Annotated in this window: 26 protein-coding genes; 15 read left to right on the top strand and 11 right to left on the bottom strand. The window is 69.2% G+C overall.

Going from position 1 to position 26,541, the window contains the following annotated elements; translation table 11 throughout:
• Position 1: 1 nt before the first annotated feature.
• Positions 2 to 751 carry an IclR family transcriptional regulator gene (locus AMYNI_RS0139465; RefSeq protein ID WP_026361502.1) on the bottom strand — a complete coding sequence of 250 codons (750 nt, stop codon included), beginning with the start codon at positions 749 to 751 and terminating at the stop codon, positions 2 to 4.
• A 58-nt stretch (positions 752 to 809) separates the two neighbouring features.
• On the opposite strand from AMYNI_RS0139465, the gene AMYNI_RS0139460 reads away from it, so the two are divergent.
• The gene (locus AMYNI_RS0139460) at positions 810 to 1,712 is read left to right on the top strand and encodes an acetaldehyde dehydrogenase (acetylating) (RefSeq protein WP_020673651.1); all 903 of its coding nucleotides are present in this window, start codon (positions 810 to 812) and stop codon (positions 1,710 to 1,712) included.
• Positions 1,709 to 2,740 (top strand): 4-hydroxy-2-oxovalerate aldolase, encoded by a 1,032-nt coding sequence (dmpG, locus tag AMYNI_RS0139455; RefSeq protein WP_020673650.1) that lies wholly within the window; start codon positions 1,709 to 1,711, stop codon positions 2,738 to 2,740. Before AMYNI_RS0139460 ends, dmpG begins: the two co-directional genes overlap by 4 nt.
• A 24-nt stretch (positions 2,741 to 2,764) precedes the next feature.
• On the opposite strand, the gene AMYNI_RS0139450 is transcribed toward dmpG, so the two are convergent.
• Positions 2,765 to 3,382, bottom strand: coding sequence for a TetR/AcrR family transcriptional regulator (locus tag AMYNI_RS0139450; protein ID WP_020673649.1), 618 nt, complete (start codon positions 3,380 to 3,382; stop codon positions 2,765 to 2,767).
• A gap of 89 nt (positions 3,383 to 3,471) precedes the next feature.
• Between AMYNI_RS0139450 and AMYNI_RS0139445 the strand changes: the two genes are divergently transcribed.
• From AMYNI_RS0139445 to AMYNI_RS0139425, 5 genes are all read left to right on the top strand, one after another.
• A complete protein-coding gene (locus AMYNI_RS0139445) occupies positions 3,472 to 4,425 on the top strand; it encodes an oxygenase MpaB family protein (RefSeq protein WP_020673648.1) in 954 nt (317 codons plus the stop codon).
• A gap of 11 nt (positions 4,426 to 4,436) precedes the next feature.
• Complete coding sequence (locus AMYNI_RS0139440; protein ID WP_020673647.1) at positions 4,437 to 5,462, top strand: LLM class F420-dependent oxidoreductase; 1,026 nt, start codon at positions 4,437 to 4,439, stop codon at positions 5,460 to 5,462.
• Positions 5,463 to 5,576: 114 nt separating this feature from the next.
• The gene (locus AMYNI_RS0139435; protein WP_026361500.1) at positions 5,577 to 7,574 is read left to right on the top strand and encodes a neutral/alkaline ceramidase; all 1,998 of its coding nucleotides are present in this window, start codon (positions 5,577 to 5,579) and stop codon (positions 7,572 to 7,574) included.
• A 15-nt stretch (positions 7,575 to 7,589) separates the two neighbouring features.
• On the top strand, positions 7,590 to 8,564 hold the full coding sequence (locus tag AMYNI_RS0139430) for a sphingomyelin phosphodiesterase (RefSeq protein ID WP_020673645.1): 975 nt from the start codon (positions 7,590 to 7,592) through the stop codon (positions 8,562 to 8,564).
• A gap of 39 nt (positions 8,565 to 8,603) precedes the next feature.
• On the top strand, positions 8,604 to 9,905 hold the full coding sequence (locus tag AMYNI_RS0139425; protein ID WP_020673644.1) for an MFS transporter: 1,302 nt from the start codon (positions 8,604 to 8,606) through the stop codon (positions 9,903 to 9,905).
• A gap of 64 nt (positions 9,906 to 9,969) precedes the next feature.
• Here the strand turns inward: AMYNI_RS0139425 and AMYNI_RS48645 are convergent, their stop codons facing one another.
• The 3 genes from AMYNI_RS48645 to AMYNI_RS0139415 are packed head-to-tail and all read right to left on the bottom strand — an operon-like array spanning position 9,970 to position 12,664.
• Entirely contained in the window at positions 9,970 to 10,611 is a 642-nt protein-coding gene (locus tag AMYNI_RS48645; RefSeq protein ID WP_084628587.1) for an LppA family lipoprotein, read from the bottom strand.
• The gene (locus AMYNI_RS46505; protein WP_020673643.1) at positions 10,608 to 12,344 is read right to left on the bottom strand and encodes an alpha/beta hydrolase; all 1,737 of its coding nucleotides are present in this window, start codon (positions 12,342 to 12,344) and stop codon (positions 10,608 to 10,610) included. Before AMYNI_RS46505 ends, AMYNI_RS48645 begins: the two co-directional genes overlap by 4 nt.
• The gene (locus tag AMYNI_RS0139415) at positions 12,344 to 12,664 is read right to left on the bottom strand and encodes a type VII secretion target (protein ID WP_020673642.1); all 321 of its coding nucleotides are present in this window, start codon (positions 12,662 to 12,664) and stop codon (positions 12,344 to 12,346) included. Before AMYNI_RS0139415 ends, AMYNI_RS46505 begins: the two co-directional genes overlap by 1 nt.
• A 485-nt stretch (positions 12,665 to 13,149) precedes the next feature.
• On the opposite strand from AMYNI_RS0139415, the gene AMYNI_RS0139410 reads away from it, so the two are divergent.
• Both AMYNI_RS0139410 and AMYNI_RS0139405 read left to right on the top strand, forming a co-directional pair.
• Positions 13,150 to 13,998 (top strand): helix-turn-helix domain-containing protein, encoded by an 849-nt coding sequence (locus tag AMYNI_RS0139410; RefSeq protein ID WP_084628753.1) that lies wholly within the window; start codon positions 13,150 to 13,152, stop codon positions 13,996 to 13,998.
• Positions 13,999 to 14,014: 16 nt separating this feature from the next.
• A complete protein-coding gene (locus AMYNI_RS0139405) occupies positions 14,015 to 14,197 on the top strand; it encodes a DUF397 domain-containing protein (RefSeq protein WP_020673640.1) in 183 nt (60 codons plus the stop codon).
• On the opposite strand, the gene AMYNI_RS0139400 is transcribed toward AMYNI_RS0139405, so the two are convergent.
• Entirely contained in the window at positions 14,194 to 15,132 is a 939-nt protein-coding gene (locus AMYNI_RS0139400; protein WP_026361499.1) for a phosphoribulokinase, read from the bottom strand. The genes AMYNI_RS0139405 and AMYNI_RS0139400 overlap by 4 nt on opposite strands.
• A 126-nt stretch (positions 15,133 to 15,258) precedes the next feature.
• On the opposite strand from AMYNI_RS0139400, the gene AMYNI_RS0139395 reads away from it, so the two are divergent.
• Both AMYNI_RS0139395 and AMYNI_RS0139390 read left to right on the top strand, forming a co-directional pair.
• Positions 15,259 to 15,918, top strand: coding sequence for a response regulator (locus tag AMYNI_RS0139395; RefSeq protein ID WP_026361498.1), 660 nt, complete (start codon positions 15,259 to 15,261; stop codon positions 15,916 to 15,918).
• Positions 15,915 to 17,081 (top strand): GAF domain-containing sensor histidine kinase, encoded by a 1,167-nt coding sequence (locus AMYNI_RS0139390; protein WP_020673637.1) that lies wholly within the window; start codon positions 15,915 to 15,917, stop codon positions 17,079 to 17,081. The genes AMYNI_RS0139395 and AMYNI_RS0139390 overlap by 4 nt, the downstream gene beginning before the upstream one ends.
• Here the strand turns inward: AMYNI_RS0139390 and AMYNI_RS0139385 are convergent.
• The 5 genes from AMYNI_RS0139385 to AMYNI_RS0139365 are packed head-to-tail and all read right to left on the bottom strand — an operon-like array spanning position 17,069 to position 22,057.
• On the bottom strand, positions 17,069 to 18,232 hold the full coding sequence (locus tag AMYNI_RS0139385) for an FAD-dependent monooxygenase (RefSeq protein WP_020673636.1): 1,164 nt from the start codon (positions 18,230 to 18,232) through the stop codon (positions 17,069 to 17,071). The genes AMYNI_RS0139390 and AMYNI_RS0139385 overlap by 13 nt on opposite strands.
• A gap of 21 nt (positions 18,233 to 18,253) precedes the next feature.
• Positions 18,254 to 18,838, bottom strand: coding sequence for a maleylpyruvate isomerase N-terminal domain-containing protein (locus tag AMYNI_RS0139380; RefSeq protein ID WP_020673635.1), 585 nt, complete (start codon positions 18,836 to 18,838; stop codon positions 18,254 to 18,256).
• Entirely contained in the window at positions 18,835 to 19,671 is an 837-nt protein-coding gene (locus AMYNI_RS0139375) for a fumarylacetoacetate hydrolase family protein (RefSeq protein ID WP_020673634.1), read from the bottom strand. The genes AMYNI_RS0139380 and AMYNI_RS0139375 overlap by 4 nt, the downstream gene beginning before the upstream one ends.
• Positions 19,668 to 20,765: a cupin domain-containing protein gene (locus tag AMYNI_RS0139370; RefSeq protein ID WP_020673633.1), complete on the bottom strand. Its 1,098-nt coding sequence runs from the start codon at positions 20,763 to 20,765 to the stop codon at positions 19,668 to 19,670. Before AMYNI_RS0139370 ends, AMYNI_RS0139375 begins: the two co-directional genes overlap by 4 nt.
• Positions 20,762 to 22,057 carry an MFS transporter gene (locus AMYNI_RS0139365; RefSeq protein ID WP_020673632.1) on the bottom strand — a complete coding sequence of 432 codons (1,296 nt, stop codon included), beginning with the start codon at positions 22,055 to 22,057 and terminating at the stop codon, positions 20,762 to 20,764. Before AMYNI_RS0139365 ends, AMYNI_RS0139370 begins: the two co-directional genes overlap by 4 nt.
• Before the next feature lie 48 nt (positions 22,058 to 22,105).
• Here AMYNI_RS0139365 and AMYNI_RS0139360 point away from each other — a divergent pair, with 48 nt between their 5' ends.
• From AMYNI_RS0139360 to AMYNI_RS0139345, 4 genes are all read left to right on the top strand, one after another.
• On the top strand, positions 22,106 to 22,858 hold the full coding sequence (locus AMYNI_RS0139360; RefSeq protein ID WP_020673631.1) for an IclR family transcriptional regulator: 753 nt from the start codon (positions 22,106 to 22,108) through the stop codon (positions 22,856 to 22,858).
• A gap of 96 nt (positions 22,859 to 22,954) precedes the next feature.
• Positions 22,955 to 23,992: an ABC transporter substrate-binding protein gene (locus tag AMYNI_RS0139355; RefSeq protein WP_026361497.1), complete on the top strand. Its 1,038-nt coding sequence runs from the start codon at positions 22,955 to 22,957 to the stop codon at positions 23,990 to 23,992.
• Positions 23,989 to 25,506: a sugar ABC transporter ATP-binding protein gene (locus AMYNI_RS0139350; protein WP_020673629.1), complete on the top strand. Its 1,518-nt coding sequence runs from the start codon at positions 23,989 to 23,991 to the stop codon at positions 25,504 to 25,506. The genes AMYNI_RS0139355 and AMYNI_RS0139350 overlap by 4 nt, the downstream gene beginning before the upstream one ends.
• Positions 25,493 to 26,512 carry an ABC transporter permease gene (locus tag AMYNI_RS0139345; RefSeq protein ID WP_020673628.1) on the top strand — a complete coding sequence of 340 codons (1,020 nt, stop codon included), beginning with the start codon at positions 25,493 to 25,495 and terminating at the stop codon, positions 26,510 to 26,512. The genes AMYNI_RS0139350 and AMYNI_RS0139345 overlap by 14 nt, the downstream gene beginning before the upstream one ends.
• The last annotated feature ends 29 nt before the right edge of the window (positions 26,513 to 26,541 follow it).

Here is a 26,541-nt window from a genome sequence, read left to right as displayed (position 1 = left end):
CTCAGCGGAGGGTCCGGGTGAGGGCCAGTGCGGCGGTGCGGACTGCGGGGGCCACGCGGTCCAAGCGCATCCGGTTGCTCCAGCCGGAAATCGAGATCGATGCCACCGCGCGGCCCTGGCCGTCCAGCAGCGGGCTCGCCGCGCAGGTGACCCCGGCTCGCGACTCCTCCCGTTCGTAGGCCACGCCGTCGGTCCGCACCTTGGCGAGCTGGCGGCGGAGCAGCCCCGGCGCGGTGATGGTGCGCGGCCCGATCCGGGGCAGCCCGGCGGCGAGCACGGTGTCCAGCACCGACGCCGGGGCGTAGGCGAGCATCGCCTTGCCGACCCCGGTGGCGTGCGCCGGAAACCGGCCGCCGATGCGCGAAGGCAGGTTGGGTGCGTCCGCGCCGCGCACCACATCCAGGTAGACGACTTCGGTGCCCTCCAGCACCGCGAGATGCACCGTGTTGCGGGTGGCCTCCCGCAGGTCGGCGAGGTACGGCCGCGCGGAATCGACCAGCCCGCGCTGCCGGATGGCCAGCTGGCCGATCTCGAACAGCTTGAGGCCGAGCCGAACCGAGGTCTGTTCGCGCTCCAGCAGCCCGGCCGCGACGAGGTGCCCGACCAGCCGGTGCACGCTGGACTTCGGCAGCGCCGTCCGCCTCGCCAGCTCCGAGACGCCCAGCGCGTCGTCACCGGGTTCGAACGCGGTCAGCAGTGCGGTCAGGCGGTTCGCGGTCAGCCCGTCGTCGTTCCGGTCAGCGGCACACATGGGTTGAGTGTGCCGCATCCCGGCGAGCACGGTGGAGCCGACCGGAAGGGACCATGCCATGGTGCAGCGGAAAACGGTGGCCGCGATCGTCGGCCCCGGCAACATCGGCACCGACCTGCTCGCCAAGCTGCGGCGCAGCGAGCAGATCGAAGTGCGGTACATGGTCGGCGTCGACCCGGCCTCGGACGGGCTGGCGCGGGCCGCGGAACTGGGGCTGGAGACCTCCGCCGAGGGGGTCGACTGGCTGCTGTCCCGGGACACGCTGCCGGACCTGGTGTTCGAGGCAACCTCGGCGAAGGCGCATCTGGCCAACGCGCCGCGCTACGCCGACGCCGGTATCCAGGCGGTGGACCTGACTCCGGCCGCGACCGGCCCGTTCACCTGCCCGGTGGTGAACCTGCCGGCCCAGCTCGACGCGCCGAACCTCAACCTGATCACCTGCGGCGGCCAGGCGACCATCCCGATCGTGCACGCGGTGGCCAGGACCACCGAGGTGCCCTACGCGGAGATCGTCGCGTCGGTGTCCTCGCGCTCGGCCGGCCCCGGCACCAGGGCGAACATCGACGAGTTCACCGAGACCACCGCGCAGGGGATCGAGAAGGTCGGCGGCGCGGCCAAGGGCAAGGCGATCATCATCATCAATCCGGTGGACCCGCCGATGATCATGCGGGACACGGTGTTCTGCGCGATCTCGCCGGACGCGGACCGGGCGGCGATCACCGACTCGATCCACCGGATGGTCGCCGACGTGCAGCGGTACGTGCCCGGCTACACGCTCAAGGCCGACCCGCAGTACGACGATCCGCGGCCGGGCTGGAACGGCAACGCCAGGGTGGCGGTGTTCCTGGAGGTCGCGGGCAACGGCGACTACCTGCCGACCTACGCCGGGAACCTGGACATCATGACCGCCGCCGCGGCCCGCGTCGGCGAGCTGATCGCACAGCGGAAGGTGGCGGCGTGACGACCTGGGACGACGTGGACCGCGAGGTGCGGATCGTCGACACCACCCTGCGCGACGGCAGCCACGCGATGGCGCACCAGTTCACCGAGCAGAACGTGCGGGACACCGTGCGCGCGTTGGACTCGGCCGGGGTCTCCCTGATCGAGGTGACGCACGGGGACGGCCTCGGCGGGTCCACTTTCAACTACGGGTTCTCCCTTGTGGACGAACGGAAGCTGATCGCCGCCGCGGTTGACGAGGCGAAGCGCGCGAAGATCGCCGTGCTGCTGCTGCCGGGGCTCGGCACGGTCACCGACCTCAAGGCGGCCGCCGCCCTCGGTGCGGGCGCGGTGCGGATCGCCACGCACTGCACCGAGGCGGACGTGTCGATCCAGCACTTCGCCGAGGCGCGCAAGCTCGGCCTGGAGACCGTCGGGTTCCTGATGCTGTCCCACATGTCCACTCCGGAGGCGCTGGCGAAGCAGGCCCGGATCATGGTGGACGCCGGCTGCCAGTGCGTCTACGTGGTCGACTCGGCGGGCGCGCTGATCCTGGAGGAGGCGGCGGACCGGATCGCGGCGCTGGTCGCGGAACTCGGCGAGCAGGCGCAGGTCGGTTATCACGGGCACCAGAACCTCAGCTTCGGGGTGGCCAACTCGGTGCTCGGATATCGCGCCGGCGCAAGGCAGATCGACGGTTCGTTGGTCGCGCTCGGCGCGGGCGCGGGCAACTCGCCGACGGAGGTGCTGGCGGCGACCTTCGAGCGGCTCGGCGTGCGGACCGGGGTGGACAAGGACGTGCTGATGGATGCGGCGGAGAACGTGGTGAAGCCCTACATCACGCGGCTGCCGGTGATGGACCGCTCGTCCATCGTGCAGGGTTTCGCCGGGGTCTACTCCAGTTTCCTGCTGCACGCCGAGCGCGCCGCCGAGCGTTATGGCGTGCCCGCGCACGAGATCCTCTACCGGGTCGGCGAACGGAAGTACGTCGGCGGCCAGGAGGACATGATCATCGACATCGCTCTCCAGCTCGCCGCCGGTCGTGAGTGAAAAGTGTTGTCCCGGCAACGTTTTTCACTCACGACCCTGGTGCAGGGCGTCGGCGCGGGTGAGGAGGTTGACGCAGTGCGCGACGAGCCGGTCCCTGGAGACGACCAGGGTGCCGTTGAGGTAGGCGATGAACAGGTTGGCCAGCGCGCCGACCAGCCCGATCGCGGTCATCTCGCGGTCGAGCTCATCGGCCTTGGCGGGAAGCTGCTCGCGGACCAGCGCGGCGAACGCGGGCAGCAGCTCGACCCCGCGTTTGCTCAGCGCGGGCTCGGTCATCGGGGCCAGCAGCAGCACCCGGCCCAGCCGCGGGTCGTCCAGGATCAGCTCGACGAACGCGCTCACCGCGGCCGCGGCACGGTCGGCGGCGGCTGGGGGAGCGTCGCGCACGGAGTCCACCAGCGCTTGGTGGGTGGCCGCGCCGACGTGCTCGTACACCCCGAGGATCAGCTCTTCACGGTCGGCGAAGCTCTCGTAGAAGTACCGTTCGGTGAGCTTGGCGTGCCGGCAGGCGGCGCGCACGCTCACCGCCGGGCCGGCTTCGTCGCCGAGCAGGTCGAGGCCGGCCTCGATGAGCTGGTCGCGGCGGGCGGCCTTGCGGTCGGTCAGCGTGGTACCGCCCCAGGTCCTGGCCGTCGTCGGCATTCGTTCCTACTCCTCAGTTGACTACAGAGGTTGTCAATCCTAACCTGACAACAGGTGTGGTCAGTTACTCTCGATGAGGAGATCCGGCGATGACCGAGTTGGAAGACCGGGCAGTCCAGCGCCAAGCCGAGCCGGAGCCACTCGGTCCGGACTCGCTCACCTGGCGGTACTTCGGCGACTGGCGCGGCCTGCTGATCGCGCTGTGGGCCGGCTCGATGCAGAACATGCACCCCGAGCTCGGCGCCGGGGTCGAGGAGCACTCGCGGTTCTTCGAGGAACGCTGGCAGCGGCTGTTCCGCTCGCTGTACCCGATCGGCGGGGTGATCTACGACGGGCCGCGCGCCCATCGGACGGCCCTGCAGGTCCGCGGCTACCACGACACGATCAAGGGTGTCGACAAGCACGGCCGGCGCTACCACGCGCTGAACCCGGACACCTTCTACTGGGCCCACTCCACCTTCTTCGTGAGCACCCTGCACATCGCGGAGAACTTCATGGGCGGCCTGACCGAAGCGCAGCGGCGGCAGCTGTTCGACGAGCACGTGCAGTGGTACCGGATGTACGACATGAGCATGCGGCCGGTGCCCGCCACCTGGGAGGACTTCCAGGAGTACTGGCGGCACATGTGCGCCGAGGTGCTCGAGGACAACAAGGCGACCAGGGACGTGCTGGACATCCGCGCGCTGCCGAAGCCGAACTTCCTGCCCTGGCTGCCGATGCCGGCGTGGAAGCTGGTACGCGGCATGGTGGCGCGTAACTTCGTCTGGCTGACAGTAGGCCTGTACGACCAGTCGATCCGGGAGAAACTCGGCTACACCTGGACCGGTAAGGACGAGCGCCGGCACCGCCGGTTGGGCAGACTGATCAACGCGGCATTCAAGCTGGTGCCGCGCGACCGTCGTTACCATCCGCGGGCCAGGGCGGGCTGGCAGCGCGTACGCGGGCAGGTTCCCGCCGGTGCACCGCTGGTCGAGACACCCCGGCGGAACCTGCCGCCGGTGCACGAACGGGACAGTCCGACGCATTATTCGCCGAAGCTGTAAGGAGATCCACCGTGAAGCTGGGCTACCACATCGGGTACTGGTCGTCGGGCCCGCCCGCGGGGGCGCTGGACGCGATCGTGCAGGCCGAGCAGCTCGGCTTCGACTCGGTGTGGACCGCCGAGGGGTACGGCTCGGACGCCTTCACCCCGCTGGCCTGGTGGGGCAGCTCCACGACGCGGATCAGGCTCGGCACCAACATCGTGCAGATGTCCGCGCGCACGCCGACGGCCACCGCGATGAGCGCGCTGACCATGGACCACCTCAGCGGCGGCCGGTTCGTGCTCGGCCTCGGCGCCTCCGGCCCGCAGGTGGTGGAGGGCTGGTACGGCCAGCCGTACCCGAAGCCGTTGGCGCGGACCAGGGAGTACGTGGAGATCGTGCGCCGGGTCATCGCCCGGGAGAAGCCGCTCTCCTTCGACGGCGACTTCTTCCAGTTGCCGCTACAGGGCGGCACCGGGCTGGGCAAGCCGTTGAAGTCCACCGTGCATCCGCTGCACAAGGACCTGCCGATCTACCTCGCCGCGGAGGGCCCGAAGAACGTGGCGCTGTCCGCCGAGATCTGCGACGGCTGGCTGCCGCTGTTCTTCTCGCCGAAGAGCAACGCCTTCTACAAGTCGGCGATCGAGGAAGGCTTCGCACGGCCCGGCGCGCGGCGTACCGCGAAGGACTTCGAGGTTGCCGCGTCGGTGCCGGTGATCGTGCACGACGACGTGGAGAAGGCCGCGGACCTGATCAGGCCGGCGCTGGCGCTCTACATCGGCGGCATGGGAGCGAAGCAGGTCAACTTCCACCGCGACGTGTTCGCCAGGATGGGGTACGAGAAGGTCGCCGACGAGGTGCAGGAGCTGTACCTGGCCGGGCGCAAGGAAGAAGCCGTGGCGGCGATCCCGACCAGCCTGGTCGAGGACACCTCGCTGATCGGCCCGGCGGCCAAGATCCGCGACGAGCTCGCCGCCTGGGAGGAAAGCGTGGTCACCACGATCCTGTTGCGCGGCGATGCCGCTACGCTGCGCACGGTGGCGGACACCCTGCGCTGATCACCCACCCTGCTTTCGTCCCTTGGCAAGGGTGAACCGGATCACGTAACCTCCTTCACCAACGCGGAACGTGAATGACGTTCACGTTCAACGAAGGTGGAGGAGGACACGCGGATGCCCGTCACCCGGAGGCACGTGCTGGCCGGTGCGGCGGCGGTGCCGCTCGCCGCGGGAATGCTCGGCAGCGCGCAGGCCGAGGCGCCCGGGGAATCCGCGGCGTACCTGGTCGGCCGCGGTATCTCCGACGTGACCGGGCCCGCCGCGGAGAACGGCATGATGGGCTACTCGATGCCGCAGCAGCAGACCGCGGGAATTCACCTGCGAACCAGGGCGCGGGCGTTCATCGTGGCCGACGCGAACCGGCGGATCGTGTTCGTCACCGCGGAGCTGGGCGCGCTCTTCCAGTCCGTGCACCAGGGCGTGCTGCGGAAGCTGAAGGCCGCCTACGGTGACCTCTACACCGAGCAGAACGTGCTGCTCAACGCGACGCACACGCACGCGGCCTGCGGTGGCGACTCGCACTACGCGGCCTACGACCTGTCCATCCTCGGGTTCCAGGAGCAGACCTACAACGCCGTGGTGGACGGCATCACCGAAGCGATCACCCGCGCCCACGAGGATCTGAAGCCGGGCACCATCGGCATCGGCCGGACCGAGCTGACCGACGCCAGCGCGAACCGTTCCCGCACCGCCTTCGAGCTGAACCCCCAGTCGGACAAGGACCATTTCCCGCTGTCCATCGATCCGGCGGTCACCGTGCTGCGGTTCGCCCAGGGCGGCCGCGACGTCGGGGCGATCACCTGGTTCGCCACCCACGGCACTTCGATGACCAACGAGAACCGGCTGATCAGCTCGGACAACAAGGGCTACGCGGCTTTCGCCTGGGAAAACGGTAACGACGAGTTCGTGGCCTGTTTCGCGCAGACCAACTCCGGCGACATGTCCCCGAACCTCAACCTCAAACCCGGTTCCGGGCCCACCGAAGACGAGTTCGAGAACACCAGGATCATCGGCGACCGCCAGTTCCGCGCGGCCAAGCGCGCCTTCGACGCGGCGGGGGAGGCGGTGACCGGCGCGGTGGACCACCGGATGTGCTTCGTGGACCTGTCGAAGGTGACCGTGCACGGCCGGTTCACCCCGGACGGCAGGCAGCACACCACCTGCACCGCGGCGATCGGCGCGTCCATGCTGGCCGGCAGCACCGAGGACGGCCCGGGCATCCCGATTCCGGAGGGCATCAAGAACCCGTTCATCGACTGGCTCGGCGGCATCGACGCGCCGATTCCGCGGGCACTGGCCGACGCGCAGGCGCCCAAAGTGGTTGCCGTGCCGTTCGGCGCGATGAAGCCGTATCCGTGGTGCCCCGAGGTGCTGCCGCTGCAACTGGTGCGGATCGGCCAGCTGTACCTGGTGGCGGGGCCGGCCGAGTACACCATCGTGGCCGGGCTGCGAATCCGCCGCGTGGTGGCCGCTGAGCTGGGCGTGCCGCTGGAGAACGTGCTGATGCAGGGCTACTCGAACGCCTACAGCCAGTACGTGACCACGCCGGAGGAATACGACTCGCAGCAGTACGAAGGCGCGTCCACCCTCTTCGGCCGGTACACGCTGCCCGCCTACCAGCAGGAGTTCGCGCGGCTGGCCGCGGCCATGAAGGCCGGCAGGCCGGTGCCGCTCGGTCCGATCCCGCGAGACCTGCGCGGCAAGCTGATCAACTTCCAGCCCGGGGTGGTGTTCGACGACAAGCCGCTGTTCAAGGACTTCGGCGAGGTGCTCACCGAGGCGAACAGCGGTTACCGGCGCGGGGAGCAGGTGTCGGTGGTGTTCGTGACCGGCCATCCGAAGAACAACCTCCGGCGCGGCGGCACTTTCGCCGAGGTGCAGCGGCTGGTGGACGGGCAGTGGGTGCGGTTCGCCGACGACGGCGACTGGGCGACGAAGTACCACTGGGCGCGCGACGGTATCGCCACCTCGAAGGCGACTATCACCTGGGACATTCCCGTGAACACCCCGATCGGCAAGTACCGGATCGTGCATCACGGCGACTGGAAGAACGGCTGGAACGGCCGGATCAGCGCGTTCACCGGCACCTCTCGTGCCTTTCTCGTTTCCTGAGCGGAGGAATGGTTGATGCGCAAGACGATCCGCTATGCGGCCCTGGTGCTCGGCGTGGCACTCGGGCTGGGCATGGTGGCGCCCGCGGAGGGAGCGGGCGCCACCACCCTCTCGGTGATGTCGTTCAACGTCTACCAGCTGCCCTGGATCGCGGCGCCCGGTACCGCGGACAAGACGGCGCGGGCCGCGGCCGCCGAGCGCACCATCCGCGCGCAGGACCCGGACGTGCTGGTGCTGAACGAGGCGTTCAGCGCGCAGGCAGAGCAGCTGCGGGCCAGGCTGGCCGACCGCTGGCCGCACCAGACCCCGCTGGTCGGGCAGCGCTGCGCCGCCTCAGGCGGCTGGACCACGGTCAACGGCAACTGCTCGAACAGCCCGGTGGTGGTCAACGGCGGGGTCACCGTGCTCAGCAGGTACCCGATCACCGAACAGCACCAGCTGGTCTTCACCGACAGCTACTTCGGCACCTCGGACTACTTTTCGAACAAGGGCGCCGCGCTGGCCAGGATCGTCGTCGACGGCCGCCCGGTCTGGGTGGCCGGCACGCACCTGCAGGCCGACGAGGGACCGAAGACGCTGCCCAAGGCGCATCAGGTGCGGATGGCGCAGCTCGGCGAAATCCGGGACCTGGTCGCGAAGTACGCGCCGGTGGTCGAACCGGTGCTGATCGGCGGCGACCTCAACATCGAGCGCTGGGCCGGCGAGGACCGCCGGGACGAGCTGGGCAGGTCGCAGCTGCGGCAGGGTGAGGCCATCGTGGACGGTTCGCTGGGCACGGCGCCGGCGGGGGAGTACACCTTCGACGCGACCACGAACCCGCTGGCCGCGAAGTCGGTGGAGGAGGGCTATCGAGACAGCCTCGACTACCTCGGTACCCTGCGCGGCAACGGACGTCCACCAGCCGAAGTCGGCCCGGTACGACTCGTGCATCACGACGATGACACGATTCCCTCCGACCACTACCCGGTGGTGACGTTGATCAAATACTAGGGGTGTCGACTCCGCGGAGGGGCGACCCCGAGGAGGATCATGGCCGCGCTGCCCGCACGTACCAGGCTCGGCTACTCCCTCGGCTCGTTCGTCACCGGCGCCTTCGGCACCGTGCCAGGGCTCCTGCTGCTGCCCTACCTGACCGACACCCTTGCCGTGCCCGGCGCGGTGGCCGGCGCGATCGTGCTGGTGCCCAAGGCGTGGGACGTGCTGTTCAACCCGTTCGCCGGCCGGCTCTCCGACGCCAGCCTGGCCAAACGCGGCAGCAGGCGGCGGTTCCTGCTGTTCGGCGGGATCGGGGTGGCGGTGCTGTTCGCGGCCATCTTCGCCGGGCCGGCGCTGGGCAGCGTGACGGTGGACGCGGCATACGTGGTGCTGGCGTTCTTCCTGTGCGCGACCGCGTTCGCGTTCTTCCAGGTGCCGTTCAACGCGCTGCCCGCGGAGATCACCGATTCCTACGACGAGCGCACCAAGCTGACCAGTTGGCGGATCGGCATCCTGGCCGTGGCCATCCTGGTCTCCGGCGCGGGGGCGCCCGCGATCACCGACGCGATCGGCGGGGCCGGCGGCTACCAGGTGATGGGCATCGCCATCGGCGTGATCATCCTGGGCGGCACGTTCGGGGTCTATTTCGGAATCCGCAACGCCCCGGTGGGCAGGCTGCGCCCGAACCCCACCGGCTGGCGCGAGCTGATCGCCACGATGCGGGCCTGGCGGCCGTTCCGCTGGCTGCTCGGGGTGTACTTCGTGCAGTCGCTCGGCATCGGCACCCTGCTCGCCGGGGTCAGCTACGCGGCTAGGTACGTGCTCGGTGATGCGTCGCTGCAGAAGTTCCTGTTCGCCGGGTTCGTTGGGCCGGCACTGCTGATGATGCCGGTGTGGCCGATCCTCGGCCGCCGGTGGGGAAAGCTGATCGGTTTCCGGGCCGCGTCGATCGCCTTCGCGGTGGCACTGCTCGGCCTGGTCGGGGCGCAGGCGCTGCCGGTCGGCGTGTCGTTCGTGTTCGTCGCGTTGGCCGGGGTCGGTTACGCCGGCATCCAGGTGTTCCCGCTGGCCATCCTGCCGGACCTGATCGACGTCGAAGAAGAGCGCACCGGACAGACCAGGGCCGGCGTCGCGGCCGGTGTCTGGACCGCGTCCGAAACCCTCGGCCTGGCACTCGGGCCTGGCCTGTTCGGCCTGGTGCTCACCCTCGGCGGCTATGTGTCCACTTCGGACGCTTCCGCGGTACAGCCGGACAGCGCGGTCACCGCCATCCTGCTCGGCTTCTCCATCCTGCCCGCGATCCTGGTCGTCCTCGGCATCCCCCTACTCCGCAAAAGCATCCTAGACCGCCCGTAACTCGGAGAATGTCCGCTGCTCAGGCGCGCCCACTTCGGAGGTGCAGCAGGCTAACGACGCGTCGTTAGCCTGTGGGCGGAGTGGCCGTAGACCTCGGCACGCCACGCTGCTTCGCTTCCGGGAGAAGGTGGCAACCCGTGCTGACGCCGATGACCGTATTATTGCCTTCAGTTCCGGTCATTACATTGAATTTCGCACCGTAGCCATCATAGAGATCCATGGTGTGGAAATCTCCCTTGTCGACCACAAGTCCTGGAGTTGTGAAACCGTGGCCTGCTACAACTCTCTTGATTGTGTCAACCGCCTTTGGCCACTGTTCTGTTGAAATCCGGGCGGGCGTTGTAGTTCCGGCAATGCTTTCCTTTATTGCGTCCCAGGAATCGACTTGGCGGAAGTCATTGCATCCCGGGTTCGTGCTGTTGTTGCCGCCGATCGACCATTGGGGTAGTCCAAGTTCAGAACTAAGTGCCTCGGTGACCTCTTTTTGCATCTTCTCGTACTTGGCCACGACCTCGTCGATGTTGGGGCGTTGCATGAGTTCGGACCATTGATGTTGCAGGCTCATGTCTTCTCGTGAGTTGTCGTTGTCAAGATAGGGATCGGCGCCGTTGCTGCATGCTGTCAGTACGACCGTGCACGCGATTGCGGTGGCGAGGAAACCGAGAGAATTGTTGTCAGATCGCGGCACTGGTTTCCATTTCGTCATTTGCTTACTGCCAGTTCTGGGTGGCCGGATACGATGGCGGCCATATTGTACTCGCTGGTGGCCATTCGGCCGTCCCCTTTGGCGTATTCACTATGGCCGTGAGAGGCGGCCATCGGCCCTTGGGGTCCAGTAGTTCCATCGGTAGAGAGTTGGTTCATGCCCGGCATACTCTCTAGGTGTGGGCCGTATCTGGTAGTGACGGGGACGGCGTCAGCGACGTCATCGCCCTCGGCGGAGAGGTTGTAAGCGTGGCCTTCAGGGATGTTGAGGTTCGAAGTATTGAAGACAGGGGTAGGTGTTTCGGAGATTCCGGGCGACCCGAAGAAAACAGCGTCGTCCACTCCGTGATTCTGAGTCAGAGCGATACCGGTTGTGGTGGACCCATAGGAGTGGCCGAGTGCGGTCAAGTGGGGGTCGTCGCGGCGTGAAGCGTTAATACCTTCTTGGAAATTGGCGAGCTTGTTGGCTCCCTCGCTGGCCGGGGCACCGGTGATGAGACCACCCACGTCTCTCATGTCGTCCGCTTGCAAAGTAGGCGGCTCGTAGCCCAGCCATGTCACCATCGCCACGGAGTTTCCTGTTGGGGAATCGCCGGCCAGACCGTTCGCATATCGCCGCACCTCGTCCATGTCCTCCACGTAGCCGGACAAGCTGCCTTGGACGTTGGAGTTCATTCCGGGGGTGAAGACGCCGACGTGTTTGGCAGTGTCGATATTGCCCGTTGCGACGGCGGCCTTCGCTCTGTCGCCGCCCATGTCGAGGGATAGGAGTTGTCTTCCCTCGAGGGGTTTCCTGGTGCGAGGGTCGAGCATCATCTTGTCGATCGAGTCGAGGCTGGAGAGCTTGTCGTTGATCTTAGCGAGCTCGGCCTGCAGGAGATTGCGCGTGTTCTGGTGGCCGGGGCCGTTGGTGAGTTTTTCGAGCTGCCCCTGGAGGTTCGCGCGAGCGTTCTGCAGGGTGGTGCGCTCCTTGCCGACGAGGGCGAGGTTGGCTTCGCTGCGTGCCCAGCCTTGGACGCCGTCCCGATTTCCGACGAGTTCGGGCAGATCGTGGATCAACCGGCGCTGCTGGTTCGGGGATAGGGTGGCCCACCACGCGGCGTTCTGCGCGACGGTGGCGCCGTCGGCGGGCGGGGACAGGATGGACAGACCGCCGACGGTGAAGCCGGCGTCGCCGTAGGCGGCGAGGCCAGTGGTGGCGTTGTCGTTGCCCTTGGTGTCCACCACCGTGCCGGACAGGATCTTGTCCAGCACCGCACAGGCGTCGGAGTCGATGTCGTTGGCTTGGCGTACGACCTGCTCGACGCGGTCCTTGAGTTCGGCCATGAAGCGTTGGCGCTCGGCCGCGACGGCCTCGGCCTGCTCCGGCGGGGTCCCCGGCGGCGGTCCTGGGTCCGTGATCGCGCCATCGGGGCCGATCGTGAAGCGCTGCGCTTGGGCGAGGCCGATGGCTTCTTCTCGTGCGTGGACGACACCGGTGATTGCGTCGCCGACGTCACCGAAAGCACGTCGCGCGGAACCCAGCTCGGCGGCTAGTTCTTCGGTGGCGTCCACGAGCTGGTTGACCCGGCCGATTGCTGCCCCGGCCGCGGGTCCGGACCAGCCTTCGACGCTGGCGGCGGTCCGTAGCTCGTCGGACGCGCCGACGAGCTTTAGGTACTCAGTGTTGATGGGACCGACCGCCTGCTGGGTCGGCGCGGGGTCCCAGCGCAGTACATCTGCCCAGGTGACCATCAGACCGGCCTCCTGCCACCGGCACTGTTGGTGGCTTCACGCAGGTCAGCTTGGGCGGCGTGCTCGTTGGTGCGGTAGAGCTGGACGGCCTGGCTGAAAGCGTCGGACACCTCGGTGAACCCCGTGGTCAGCCCACGGGTGCGATCCTGCCACGCGGCCCGGACCGCATTGATCTTGCCGACGACGCGCCCGCCTGGCATACCCGCCTCGCCGGTGGGCAAGCTATCGGCGGCATTGACCCCGCCGATCGTGTCCGACGCACCGCCCGCGGCCTGTCCGGCCTCTCGCAGCGCTTCGATGACCACCTCATACCCGGCCATAGACTGTGCTCCCTCCCCGAATCGCAGTCGTCTGTGACGGTACGACATCAGGCGAGCGCTGTCAGCGACATCCAGGCAAGCGGAGTACTCCGCGAGCACGATTGGCCAGGGTTACTCATGCTCGGGTGCGTAGTACTACTCGTCTGACCCTTCTTGCGCCTGACTGCGCATCCGGTTTGCGAGGTCCTCGAGATATGCCGCGAGCTTGACGCCTACCTGTGGAGGTGTGCGGCCTTGCGCGATGGCCGCCCGCAACCGGGACGCGGCGGCGGCCACCTGGTCGGCTGAGGTGAGCAGATGTGTGCGTACGGCCTGCTCCAGTGTTGGATCAAATGGCGATGGAATGTCTCTCATCCTGCCCCCTGAGGTGCTGTACCTGCTAGGTGAATTGGTATCGGCTTTTGCCTGGGGCAAGGGTTTATCGTTTCGGTGATTCGGCCGTGTGGTTCGCGTGCGAGGGTGGCAGGCGGTTCTACGTTGGGGCGATGGCGAGTAAGAGTGAGTCCTCGGTCCGTTCCCGTGAGCTGGGCGGCGAGTTGGTGCGTATCAGGGAAAGAGCAGGGCTGACCGGCGACGCGCTGGCGAAGATCCTGCACTGGTCCCCGAGCAAGGTGTCCAGGGTCGAGAGCGGCAAGCGCGGCACACGTGAAGTGGACATAGCCGTGTACGCGGCGAGTTGTGGCCTGAAGTACGGCGAGTTAGAGGATTTGCTCGCCCTGGCACGGGAAGCCGACACCGGCTACTGGGTCCGGCCGCATGAGGGGCGTTTGCCCGACGAGCTGCGGACACTGATCGTGCAGGAGAACTCTGCCAGCACCATCCTGAGCTACGAACCGTTGCTGGTGCCTGGGCTGCTTCAGACCGAGGACTACATGCGGGTGCTTTTCGAGTGGGATGTGCACGCGGACGAGCATGATGTAGTGCGTCGAAGCAGCACGCGGCTGGCCCGTCAATCCCTGCTGCGGCGCCGGTATCCACCGCAGTGCACGTTCTTCATCCGCGAAAATGTACTGCGAGAAGCTGTCGGCTCAGCCAAGATAATGCAAGAGCAGGTGTTGAAGCTGATCTTCTTCAGTGACCGCCCACAGTGCATAGTCCGGATCGTTCCTTCAGATGCAGGGCCGGTCGGAGTTTTGGGAGGACCGTTCCGGATCATGCACCACGACGATCATCCTTCGGTGGTGTACACCGCGGGCTACACGACGAGCTTGCTCCTGGAGAAGCCTGCCGAGATCGCAATTCACCGGACCGCGTTGACCAAGCTCGACCAGATCGCTCTGGATGGGGGACAATCACGCCACTGGCTTGCCACGCTGGCAAGCTACTACGACTGAGTGAAGGACGGCCTCGATGAGCGACCTGGTTTGGCACAAGAGCAGCTACAGCGGCAACCAGGAGCAGAGCGATTGTGTCGAGGTCGCCTTTGTCCCCTTCGCCACACTTGTCCGCGACTCGAAGCGGCCTGCGGCCGGTCACCTGGACCTGCCAGCTTTGACCTGGCGCGCCTTTCTGACAACTCTGGGCCAGGGCTAGTGGTGGGCGTGGAGTAGGTGGTGCATCAGGAGTAGCTGGGTGATGGCCATCGGTTCGCTGCGGCGGGAAAGGGTGAGGCGGCCTAGACACGGCGGCGGGTCGCCGAACTGGTTGGTGGCGGACCAGATCGCCTGCTGCACGGTGCGGCTTTCCTCGACCGGCACATAGCCGTGCACGTGCAGGGCGTCGCACGGGCGCCCATCGGGATCCCGTTCCAGTTTCAGGTGAATGGCCTTGTTCTCCGTCGGCACCAGCACCGCCTGCAGGTCCGGGTGCGGGACGGTCGGGCGCAGCATCAGCTCGGCGGACAGCGGCGTGCCCGGCGGGTCCTGGCGGGTGGCGATCGGCGCGAACCGGACCACGATGTCCGCGTGCCGCTGCTGCGGCCGGACGAACTCGGCGGAGTCCGCCGCGCACCGGTCCAGCTCGTCCAGCACCCGCTGCTCGGTGTAGCCGCGCTGCGCGATGTCGCGCCGGACCTTCCAGCCGCGCCGGATCGGCTCCGGCGGGTTGAGGTACACCGTCACCTCGAAGCACGCCCGCGCCAGCTTGGTGTACAGCGGAAGCAGACCTTCCACGATGATGAAATCGTTCGGCTCCACCAGCTGCGGCCTGGTCAGCTCGCCGGTCTCGTGGTCGTACACCGGCTTGAGGATCGGCTGCCCGGTGGCCAGCAGCTGGAGATGCTGCTCCATGATGTCCAGATGGTTGGCATCCGGGTGCAGCGCGGTGAACGGGCTGTTCGCGCGTTCCCGGCGGTCGAAGCGGTGGTAGTCGTCCACGCACACCGAGGTGCAGCGGTCCGGGCCGAGCGCCTGCACGAGCCCGGCGGTGAGTGTCGTCTTCCCGGACGCGCTGTCGCCGGCGACGGCCAGCATCACCGGGCGGCGGGGACTGCGGGCCGCCCGCGCGATCCGGAAAACCTTGTCGGGCATGTGCATCACCGTCCCGTCACGTTCGTTCGAGGCTAGGGTCGCCGGGCCGCGATGGCTCCCCCCGCAGTGGGGAGACGGCAGGGGAGGCGGGCTGACATCGGGCAACCCGCACCGTATGGTCACTTCGTGGCGGACACGCCTGTGCGGATCGTGCTGGTGGACGACCATGAGATGGTCCTCCAGGGTTTGAAGTCGATGTTGACGCCGTTTCGCGGCCGGGTACTGGTGGTCGGGGAAGCGACCGACGCGGAACAGGCCGTGGGGGTGGTGACCGGCCTCAACCCCGACATCGTGCTGTGCGACGTGCGGCTCCAGGGCGCCAGCGGCCTCGACCTGTGCCGCCGCCTGCTCGACCTCGATCCGGCGCGGCGGCTGGTGCTGCTCAGCGTGTACGACGACGAGCAGTACCTGTTCCAGGCGCTGCGCGCGGGCGCGTCCGGCTACCTGCTCAAGCAGATCACCGGCGAGGAACTGGTCCGGCAACTGGAACGGGTGCACGCCGGCGAGCGGGTGATCGACTCGGCGGTGGCGGGCAGGGCGGTGGAGACTGCGGCGCGGCTGGCCAGCGGCGAGTTCTGGCCGGGTGCGCGCCAGGGCCTCACCCACCGCGAGAGCGAGGTGCTGTCGTTCATGGTCACCGGCATGTCGAACCGGGGCATCGCCCGCCGCCTGACCGTCGGCGAAGAAACGGTGAAGAGCCATCTGCGCTCGATCTACCGCAAGCTGGAGGTCTCCGACCGGGCCGGCGCGGTGGCCGTCGCACTCCGTGAGGGCATCTTCCGGTGACGGCCGCCGAACTCGGGCGGGAGAACGCGCTGCTGCTCGCGATCATCCAGGCGACCTCGGAAGGCCCCGGGGTGGAACCGCTCGCGGCCGCGGTGGCCAAGCTGATCGTGGACGCGACGGCCACCGACGTGTGCTTCGTGCACGTACTCGACGACGAGGGCCGTTCGCTGACGCTGGCCGGCGCGACCCCGCCGTTCGACGTGGCCGGGCAGGTGCGGCTGCCGCTCGGCACCGGGGTCACCGGCTGGGTCGCCAGTCACCGGCGGCCAGCGGTGATCGTGCAGGACAAGGAGTCCGACCCGCGCTACCAGCCGATCCCGGCACTGCGCGGCTCCGAGTTCACCTCGATGGCCTCGGTGCCGATGGCCAGCGACCTGGCCGGACTGGTCGGCGTGCTGAACGTGCACACCCGGCTGCGGCGCGAGTTCACCGACCGTGACGTCCGGCTGCTCACCATGATCGGCAGGCTGGTCGCCGGTGCCGTGCACCAGGCTCGGCTGCACCGGCAGCTGGCTGGCCGCGAACGGTCCCACGAGCTGTTCGTCGCACAGGTCATCGCCGCGCAGGAGGCCGAGCGGCGGCGGCTGGCCGGGGACATCCACGACGGCATCTCCCAGCGGCTGGTCAGCCTCGGCTACCACCTGGACGCGGCGGACCGGACGGTCGCGGACGATCCCGCCTACGCCGCCGCGCAGATCGTGCGCGCCCGCGAGCTGACCGACCTCACCCTGGACGAGGCACGCGCGGCGATCGGCGGGTTGCGCCCGCCCGTGCTGGACGACCTCGGGCTCGCCGGCGGCTTGGCCAGCCTGGCCCGTTCGGTGCCGGAGCTGGCGGTGGACCTCGAACTGAGCGACGAGCGGCTGCCCGAGCACGTGGAGGTCGCGCTGTATCGGATCGCCCAGGAAGCCCTGCAGAACGTGCAGAAACACGCCGGCGCCAGCACGGCCGAACTCTGCTTCGAGGTCGATCGCGACCGGGTGCGGCTCGAGGTCCGGGACAACGGCGTCGGCTTCAACCCGGAGACGTCCACCGGCGGCTACGGGCTCAACGGCATCACCGAGCGGGCCGAGCTGATCGGCGGCACGGTGACCATCCGCTCCCATCCCGGTTCCGGCACCAGCGTGCTCGTGGTGGTCCCGCCGCCCGCTCAGTCGAGGTAGAGCCAGTCGACGTACTGGTAGTCGTCCAGTGCCCGGCCGGTGAGCAGCGCGTTGCGCAGGGAGCGGGTGAGCCCGTCGCAGTGCCAGAGCTCGCCCCAGATCCGCGCGGTCGACTGCACCCTGGCCGTCCTGGCGGAACGGGACCTGGCGAAGGCGGCGAGGATCTCCGGCCAGTCGGCCGGTTCCGCGTGCTGCCGTTTGGCCGCTTCGCCGGCGAGGCAGTGCGCGTCCTCCAGCGCCTGGCAGGCGCCCTGGGCGAGGTACTGCAACATCGGATGGGCGGCGTCACCGGTCAGCGCCAGCCTGCCGTCCACCCAGGTGTCGGTCGGGAGGCGGTCGTACATCGGCCAGCGGCGGTCCCGCCAGAGCCAGGCCAGCCCCCGCTGCACGGCCGGGCAGGTTCCGGCGAAGGCGGCATCGAGCTCTTCCGGCCCGCCCCAGTCGGCGTCGCCGCGCTGGTAGCCGGGCGAGGCGAACACGGCAACGGTGTTGAGCATTTCGCCTCGCCGCAACGGATACTGCACCAGATGACAGCCGGGTCCGAAGTGGACGACCACGTCGGTGAGCGCGTCGGCGTCCACCCCGGTTACCTCCGACACCGGGAGCGCGCCGCGGTAGGCGACATAGCCCGAGCAGATCGGGGTGTCGTCGGTGAGCCGCGACCGCAGCGACGACCACAGGCCGTCCGCGGCCAACGCGGCATCGGCTTCGTGCTCGCCGTCGGCACGGACGCCACGATCGTCGACGGTCAAGTCGCGGACCTCGTGCCCGGCCCGCAGGTCTACCCCGGCCCGGAGGCAGGCCCGGTGCAGGATGTCGAGCAGGTCGGTGCGGTGGATGACCACGTAGGGCGCGCCGTAGCGGGCGGTGAACCCTTTGTCGAATTCGAGCGAGGTCAGTTCGGTCCCGTCGACGGCGTCCTTGAGCACCAGCCGGCGCGGCTGGACCCCGGCGTCGAGCACCTCGTCGAGCAGTCCCCATTCCCGCAGCACGCGGGTGGCGTTGGGGGCGAGTTGCAGCCCGGCGCCGACCTCGGTGAACGCGGGGGAGCGTTCCAGCACGCGCACCCGGTGCCCGCCCGATGCCAGCGCGTAGGCGTTGCCGAGCCCGCCGATGCCGCCGCCGATCACGAGCACGTCGGTGTCAGCCAAGGTTTCGTTCCTCTCCGAATCTCACAACCAGGGGCCAAGGTCGGGCGGCCCGGCGCGGCCGGTGATCCAGGCGGCCAGCGCCGGCCCCTCCCCGAGGCTGAACCGGCGGTTGACCACGTCGATGGTCAGCGCTCGCAGTAGGTCGCCGGGCAGGTCGTCGAAGGTGATGCCGGTGGCGAGGTCGACGGCGTGCACGGCGACCTCGCGGGTCCGCATCCACGGGATCTCGGTCGCCGCGACAGCCCGTCCCTGCGCGGTTTCCACCTCGCGTTCCCACCGGTCTGCCGGGAGCGCGTCGAAATCGCGGGCCAGCGTCTCGGCCGAACCGCGCACCAGCGCACGCAGCTCAGCAGGCGGGCGCCGCGAGTACTCCTCGATATCCGCGTTGCGCTGGTCCTGCCCGGAGTACATCGGCGTGCGGTTTCCGGTGCGGGCCCAGGAAACGAGCCGGCTCAGTGCCTCCGCGTTCAGGTGCAGGTGCGCCACCAGATGGGCCCTGGTCCAGTCGGGCAGTGCGCAGGGCGCGGCGAATTCCTCGTCGCTCAGTGCGTCGATCGCGTCGAGCAGCCGCCGGTTGCCGTCGTCCAGCCAAGTACGCGTGTTCATGCCGCGACCTCCGCCACGACCGCGTTGTCCAGCCGCCCGATCCCGCTCAGCTCGGTCACCAGCCGCGCCCCGGCGGTCAGGTAACGGGCGGGTTGGCGGGCGTGGCCGACTCCGCCGGGAGTGCCGGTCGCGATCACGTCACCTGGCCGCAAGGTAAGCATCGTGGACGCGTAGCGCACCAGCTCGACGGGATCGAACACGAGATCGTCGGTGCCTGCCTTCTGCATCAACTCGCCGTCCACCGAGCAGCTCAGGTCCAGCCGCGGCCGGCAGCCGCCGGGCAGCTCGTCCGGGGTCACCAGCACCGGCCCGAACGGCGTGGTCCGCTCGAAGGTCTTGCCCTGCAACCATTGCGGCGACCGGTACTGCCAGTCCCGCAGGGTGACGTCGTTGAGCACGCTGAACCCGGCGATGGCCGCTTCCGCCTCCGCGAGGTCGGCCCGGCGGACGGTCGCACCGAGCACCACGGCTAGTTCGGCCTCCCAGTCGAGCGCGTCGGATTCGGGCGGCAGCATTACCGGATCGGACGCCCCGACGAGCGCTTCGGGGAACTTCGCGAACAGCGTGGGGTACTGCGGCAGCTCGCGGCCCATCTCCTTGATGTGCGTGCGGTAGTTCAGGCCGACGCAGAGGATCTTGCCCGGCCGCGGCACCAGCGGCGCGAACTCCGTGCCGCCGAGCGGTTCCCGCGCCGGCGGGGCCGCGGCGAGATCCGGCCAGTCCGGTCGTTCGAGCAGTTCGCCGACGTCCTTCGCGTCGAGCGGGGCGTAATGGTCGTCGTCGACGCGCACCGCGCGGGTGCCGTCGCCGGTGCGGATGGTGGCGAGCTTCACGAGTGGTCCTCCACGTGGACGCGGCCCTGTCCGAGCCGCTCGAAGATCGGGGTGTCGCTGAACCGGAACAGGTCCAGCCCGCCGCCGGTGGACAGGGTCAGCGGCTGCCAGGAAGGTACGACGAACAGGTCGCCGCGCTCCACCGGCCATTCGCGCTCGCCGACCCGCACGGTGCCCTGACCGGTGAACACCTGCCAGACCGCGGAACCGACCTCGCGGCGGGTCGCGGTGGCCGCGCCGGGACGCAGCCGGTGGAACTCGGCGCGGATGGTCGGCAGCACGTCGCCACCGGTGGTCGGGTTGGTGTAGCGGATCGCGGCGTGCCCGGGTTCCAGCACGCCCGGCGCGCCTTCGTCCTCCAGCGCGAGCTGGTCGGTCAGCGCGGCGTCGGTGTGCTCCCAGCGGTATGCCGCGATCGGGGAGCTCTGCGTGCTGTCCAGCGCGGACAGCGGGCGCAGCCCCGGATGCGCCCACAGCCGTTCGGACCGGGATTTCGGCGGGGTGCTGCGGTCGGTGACCTCGTCCGGGCCCAGCTCGAAGAAGGCCGAGCCGGTGTGGTGCACGAACGGGATGTCCAAACCGTCCAGCCAGGCCATCGGCCGGTCGGCGGTGTTGTGGTGGCCGTGGAAGTGCCAGCCGGGGGTGAGCAGGAAGTCCCCGCGCCGCATGGCGACCGGATCGCCGTTGACCACGGTCCACACGCCTTCGCCTTCGACGACGAACCGGAAGGCGTTCTGGCTGTGCCGGTGCTCCGGGGCGACCTCGCGCGGGCCGAGGTACTGGATCGCGGCCCAGAGCGTCGGTGTGGCGTAGGGCGCGCCGCCGAGGCCGGGATTGGCCAGCGCGATCGCGCGGCGCTCCCCACCACGGCCGACCGGCACCAGCCGTCCCGCCGATTCGGCCAGTGGCAGCAGGTTGTCCCAGCGCCAGACGTGCGGCTGCGCGGCCGGGTTCGGCTGCGTCGGCATCAGGTCGCCGATCTCTGTCCACAGTGGAACAAGCAATTCCTTCTCGAAACCGCGGTAGAGCTCGTCGAGCTGAGGGGAGGGCTCGGGCTGTCCCGCTTTTTGCTCGGTCGCTTTTTGCTCGGTCACGGTGCGGTGGCTCCTTTCGGTGTGCGGACAACGGTGCTGGGCGTGAGCCGCGCGCAGGCGGCGAGCAGTACGGCGGCGATGGCCGCGGCGAGGGCGAAGGCGAGGAAGTTCGCGTCGACCCCGAGCCCGGCGGCGAGCAGCCAGCCGCCGGCCTGCGGGGCGAGCACCGCACCGATCCGGCCGACACCGAGCGCCGAGCCGAGCGCGGAGGCTCGGAGGTAGGCGGGATAGTGGTCGGCGACCGCGGCGATGATCAGGCACTGGCTGCCGTGCGTGCCGACCCCGGCGAGCACCAGCGCGACGTAGACCACGGCGGGCCCGGGATGGGCGAGCAGCGCCAGCAGGCCGAGCGCGGCGGCAGCCGCGGCGGTGACGGCCGCGCGGGCCGGGCCGATCCGCACTCCGGCGAAGGCGGTGACCACCGAACCGCCCACCGCGCCGAGGTTGAGCGCGAGCAGGAAGGTCAGCGACGAGCCGAGGTCGAAGCCGTTCTCCCGCATCAACTGGGGCAGCCAGGTGCCCAGTCCGTACCAGGCGAACAGGGTGGCCAGCGTCGCCGCCGCGTACAGCACGGTCGCGCGCAGGTAGCGGCCGTCCACCAGCGCGCGGAAACCCTGGCGTGCGCCCGGCGCGGGCTGGGTTTCCGGGGACAGCCCGAACCGGGCTTCCAGTGCGGCGGCCTCCTCGACACGTCCGCGGGCACGCAGCCACGACGGCGACTCCGGCAGCAGCCAGGCGGCCAGCGGCAGTACCACCACCACGGCCACCAGTGCGAGCAGGAACATGGTCTCCCAGCCGTGGCCTGGCAGTACGAACAGCCCGATCAGCGCGGCCAGCGTGCCGCCGATCGGCACGCCGGACATCATCAGCGTGGAGACCAGCGAACGGTGCCGTGGCCGGACGTACTCCGCGGCCAGCGCGCTGGCCGAGGGCACCAGCCCGCCGAGGCCGAGCCCGGCGAGCAGCCGGAACGCGCCGAAGGTGGCCGGGTCGGGCGCGATCGCGCAGGCCGCGGTGAACACCGAGAACCACGCGGTGCAGGCGAGCACGGTGCGGCGGCGGCCCATGCTGTCGGCCAGCCGCCCGGCGAGCATCGCGCCGGCGAGCATGCCGGCGAAGGCGAGGCTGCCCAGCAGTCCCGCGGTGGTGCGGGTGAGTCCCCAGTCCGGTTCCTCCAGCAGCCGGGGCAGCACGGTCCCGTAGACGATCAGGTCGTAGCCGTCGAACACGACCAGCGCCCAGCACAGCGTGGTGACCAGAGGCGCCGCGCTGCGCCCCGAGGTGGATGTCATACCCCGAACCTAAGGGGTGTTCTGCTGGAGAGGATCTAGGATTCTGGTGTGAAGAACAAACCGTCCTACGCGATCGACTCCGTTGACCACGCCCTGCACCTGGCGACCGTGCTGCAGCAGGAGGGCGCGCTCGGCGTGACGGAGGCGGCCGAACGGCTGAAGGTCTCCCGGTCCACCGCGCATCGGCTGCTGGCGATGTTGGTGTACCGGGACTTCGCGGTGCAAGACCCCGACCGGCGGTACCGCGCGGGCCCGGTGCTGTGCCCGGCCGATCCGGCCTCCGGCCGGGTTCCGGTGATCCGGCGTGCCGCGTTGCCGCACCTGCACGCCCTGGTCGAGGCCACCGGGGAAACGGCGAACCTGCAGGTGCTGGTCGGCATCGAGGCCAGGTTCGTCGCTTCGGTGGAGTGCGACCAGGTGCTGCGCGTCGGCGACCGGTCCGGGCGGGTGCTGCCCGGCCATCTGGCCTCCGGCGGCAAGGCGCTGCTGGCCGCCCTGCCGCCGGCCGAGGTCACCGCGCGGTATGCCGGCGAGGGCGAAACGCCGGACCTGGCCCGGCTGCGGCGAGAGCTGGGGCTGATCCGCAAGCGCGGGTTCTCGATCAACGACCAGTTCACCGAGACCGGCCTGACCGCGATCGGGGTCGCGGTGCCCGGCGTGGACGGGCCGCCCGAAGCGGCGTTGTCGCTGGCCATGCCGTCCGCGCGGTTCGACCGGGACCGATTGTCCGGCTGGGTCGCAGCCCTCTCCGCCGCGGCGTCCGCCATCGCCCGTGAGCTGGCGGGTGCGGTGGAGGCCTGAGCCGGTGAGAGATCGGAGTAATCGATTACTTGAAACCTGGGATGGGCGGTGTTAGGTTCCCGAAACGAGCCGCTCACCCGTTAGGTGGACCCCGACATGGCGCGCAATCGGCTGCTCTTCTCCGCACCGCTCTTCGTGGCAGCCTTGGTACTGGCTCTCGTGGTCGGCCTGGTCGTCGGCAAGGCCACGTCAAGCTCCGGGCCGAGCGGAAACGCCGGGCCCGGCAAGGCATCCGGCCTCCGCGTCGACGTGATCGTGAAGGCCACCGACTCCTCGTTCTGGCAGAGCATGTTCGCCGGCGCGCAGAAGGCGGGGGAGGACCTCGGGGTGGAGGTCGGCCGGTTCGGGCCCACCTCCGAGACCGACGTGAACGAGCAGGTGCAGCTCGTGGAGAACTCGATCTCCCGTGGTGTCAACGCGATCGTGCTGGCCGCGAACTCGGAGACCGCGCTGAACAAGGCGATCGACAGGGCCCGCCATGGCGGCATCAAGGTGATCACCGTGGACGGCACGGTCACCACCGAGAACGAGGCGTTCATCGGCACCAACAACCTGCGCGCCGGTGAACAGGCGGGCCGCCGGCTTTGCGAGCTCGTCGGAGCGCAGGGCAAGACCAGTGGCCGGGTGCTGCTGGAGAACGCTGTCGCCGGGGTGCAGGCGCTCGGCGACCGGGCGAAGGGGTTCCGCCAGGGCCTCGCCGAGAGCTGCCCGCAGATCACCGTCTGGGAAGAACGCTTCAACAACAACGACATCGCCACCGCGGCCAACCAGGCCAACGACGCGATCGGCGCGGTGCCCGACCTGGTCGGCGTGTTCGCGGCCAACAACATGTCCGGCAACGGGGTGGCCAGGGCGATCAAGGACACGAACAAGGCCACCACCCTGCCGGTGGTGGCCTTCGACTCCGACCCGCAGGAGAACGCCGCGCTCGCCGACGGCTCGATCGACGCGCTGGTCGTGCAGAACCCGTACTTCTTCGGCTACCAGGGCGTTTCCGAGGCGATCGCGGTGTCCACCGGAGCGAAGGTGCCGGAAAGCCTCGACCCCGGCGCGGTGGTCGCCGACCAGGCGAACATGAACGAGCCCTCGGTCAGGGACCTGCTCAACCCGCCGACCGCACAGGCCACCAAGTGACCGCGCCGATCATCCGGCTCGCCGGCCTGCGCAAGGCATTCGGCGGCAACGTCGCACTGGACGACGTGGCGATGGAGCTGCGTCCCGGCGAGGTGCACTGCCTTGCCGGGGAGAACGGCGCCGGCAAGTCCACCCTGATCCGGATCCTCACCGGCGCGCTCAAGCGCGATGCCGGTGAGTACGAAGTGGACGGTCGGCCGATGCCGCTCACGCTGAACCCCGGCGTCACCAGGGCGGCTGGCATCGGTGCGGTGTACCAGGAACTGAGCCTGCTGCCGGATCTTTCCGTGCAGGAGAACCTGCTGATGGGACGGCTGCCCGCGCGTGGTGGGGTGGTCGATCGCCGCCGCCTCGGCGAGCAGGCGCGGGACCGGCTGGCCAGGGTCGAGCTGGACGAGCTCGACCCGGCAACCCCGGTGCACCGGCTGCCGGCGGCCACCCGGCAGCTGGTCGAGATCGCCAAGGTGCTCGGCGACGATCCGCGGGTGCTGATCTTCGACGAGCCGACCACCGCGCTCTCCGGTGCGGAGGCGGAAGCCTTGCTGCGCCGGATAACCGGCCTGCGGAACGAAGGCGTCGCCATCCTCTACGTGAGCCATCGGCTGGAGGAGATGTTCGAGATCGGCGACCGGGTCACCGTGCTCCGCGACGGCGCCGTCACCCGCGACGCGGAGCTGGCCGAGTTCACCGAGGACACGTTGATCGCCGCCATGGTCGGCCGGGACGTGCAGGATCTGTACCCGGAGACCGGGGGCAAGGCGGAGGCGGGCACGCCGCTGCTGCGGGTCCGCGGACTGCGGCCGCCGGGCACCGCGCACCCGGTGGACCTGGACGTGCGGGCCGGCGAGATCGTCGGCGTCGCGGGACTGCTCGGTGCCGGTCGCAGCGAGCTGCTGCGGGCCGTGTTCGGTGCGGACCCGCCGAAGACGGGCACCGTCGAGGTGGACGGGAAACGCGTGCCAACCGGACGTCCGCGCGATGCAGTGGTGGCCGGGATCGGCCTGCTCAGCGAGGACCGCAAGGAGCTCGGCCTGCTGCCCGAGCTGACCATCCGGGAGAACGTGTCCATCGCCAGCCTGACCGGGATGGCCAGCCGCGGCGTGCTTTCCCGGCGGCGCGAGGCCGAACGGGTGGACGAGGTGCTGGACGGCCTGCGGCTGCGGGCCGGTTCCTACGACCAGCCGGTGTCCACCCTGTCCGGTGGCAACCAGCAGAAGGTGCTGGTCGCGCGCTGGCTGGTGTCCGGGGTGCGGGTGCTGCTGTTCGACGAGCCGACCAAGGGCGTGGACGTCGGCGCGAAAGCCGAGCTGTACTCGCTGATCGGCGACCTTGCCGGCCGCGGGTTCGCGATCGTGGTGGTCTCGTCCTATCTACCCGAGCTGCTCGGGCTGGTGGACCGGATCCTGGTGCTGCGGGCCGGGCGGCTGGTCGGTGACGTGCCCGCGTCGGAAGCGACCGAAGAAGGACTGCTGCGGCTGGCGAGCACGGGAGGTGGGGAACGTGGGGCTGCCTAAGCTGATCGTCCGCGAGCGCGAACTCGCCGGGGTGGACGGGAAACCGTCGCGGATCGTTGGCTGGAGCGACGCCGTCGGCCGCGAGGGCGGCGGGCTGGTGGTGCTGGTCATCCTGTTCGGCGCGCTGTCACTGGCCAGTGAGAGCTTCCTGACCGGCGGCAACATGGCCAACCTGTCCCGGCAGTGGGCGGTGTACGGGATCATTGCGATCGGCGAGCTGCTGGTGATCCTGACCAAGGGCATCGACCTGTCGGTGGGCTCGGTGGTCGGGCTCAGCGGCGCGGCCGCCGCGCAGTTCTTGGTGATGGGCCTGCCGATCCCGATCGCGGTACTCGGCGCGGTGCTCGTCGGCGGGGCCGTCGGTGTGGTCAACGGCTTACTGGTCGCCTACGCGAAGCTGCCACCGTTCATCGTCACCCTCGGCATGATGGGCGCGGCGCGCGGGCTGGTGCTGGTGGTGACCAACGCGAACACCATCCAGCCGTTGCCGGAGGGCTTCTCCTCGATCGCGAACGATTCGCTGCTCGGCATCCCGAACCTGTTGTGGATCACCGTGATCGTGCTGCTGGTGATCGGGTTCATGCTGCGCCGCACGGTGTTCGGCCGGTACGTCTACGCGACCGGGTCGAACGCGGAGTCGGCGAGGCTGTCCGGGGTGCCGGTGCCGAGGGTGCTGGTCTCGGTGTACGCGATGTCGGGGCTGCTGGCCGGGCTCGGTGGGGTGCTGCTGGCGTCCCGGCTGGACGCCGGGGTGCCGACGATGGGGGAGACCTACGAGCTGGACGCGATCGCGGCCTGCGTGATCGGCGGTGCGAGCCTGTTCGGCGCGAAGGGCAGTGCGCTCGGCGCGGCCACCGGCGCGTTGATCACGTCCACCTTGAACAACGGCGGCAACCTGCTCGGCGTCAACTCGTTCTACCTGCGGATCGCGATCGGGGTGCTGATCCTGCTGGCGGTGACCTTCGATCAGCTGCAAGGCAGGATCTTCGCCCGCGGCGATCCTTGACCTCTACATTACTAGAGCTTGCAGGATGA

Source organism: Amycolatopsis nigrescens CSC17Ta-90, from assembly GCF_000384315.1.
GTDB classification, from domain to species: domain Bacteria; phylum Actinomycetota; class Actinomycetes; order Mycobacteriales; family Pseudonocardiaceae; genus Amycolatopsis; species Amycolatopsis nigrescens.
This window is presented reverse-complemented; position numbering and strand designations above follow the sequence as displayed.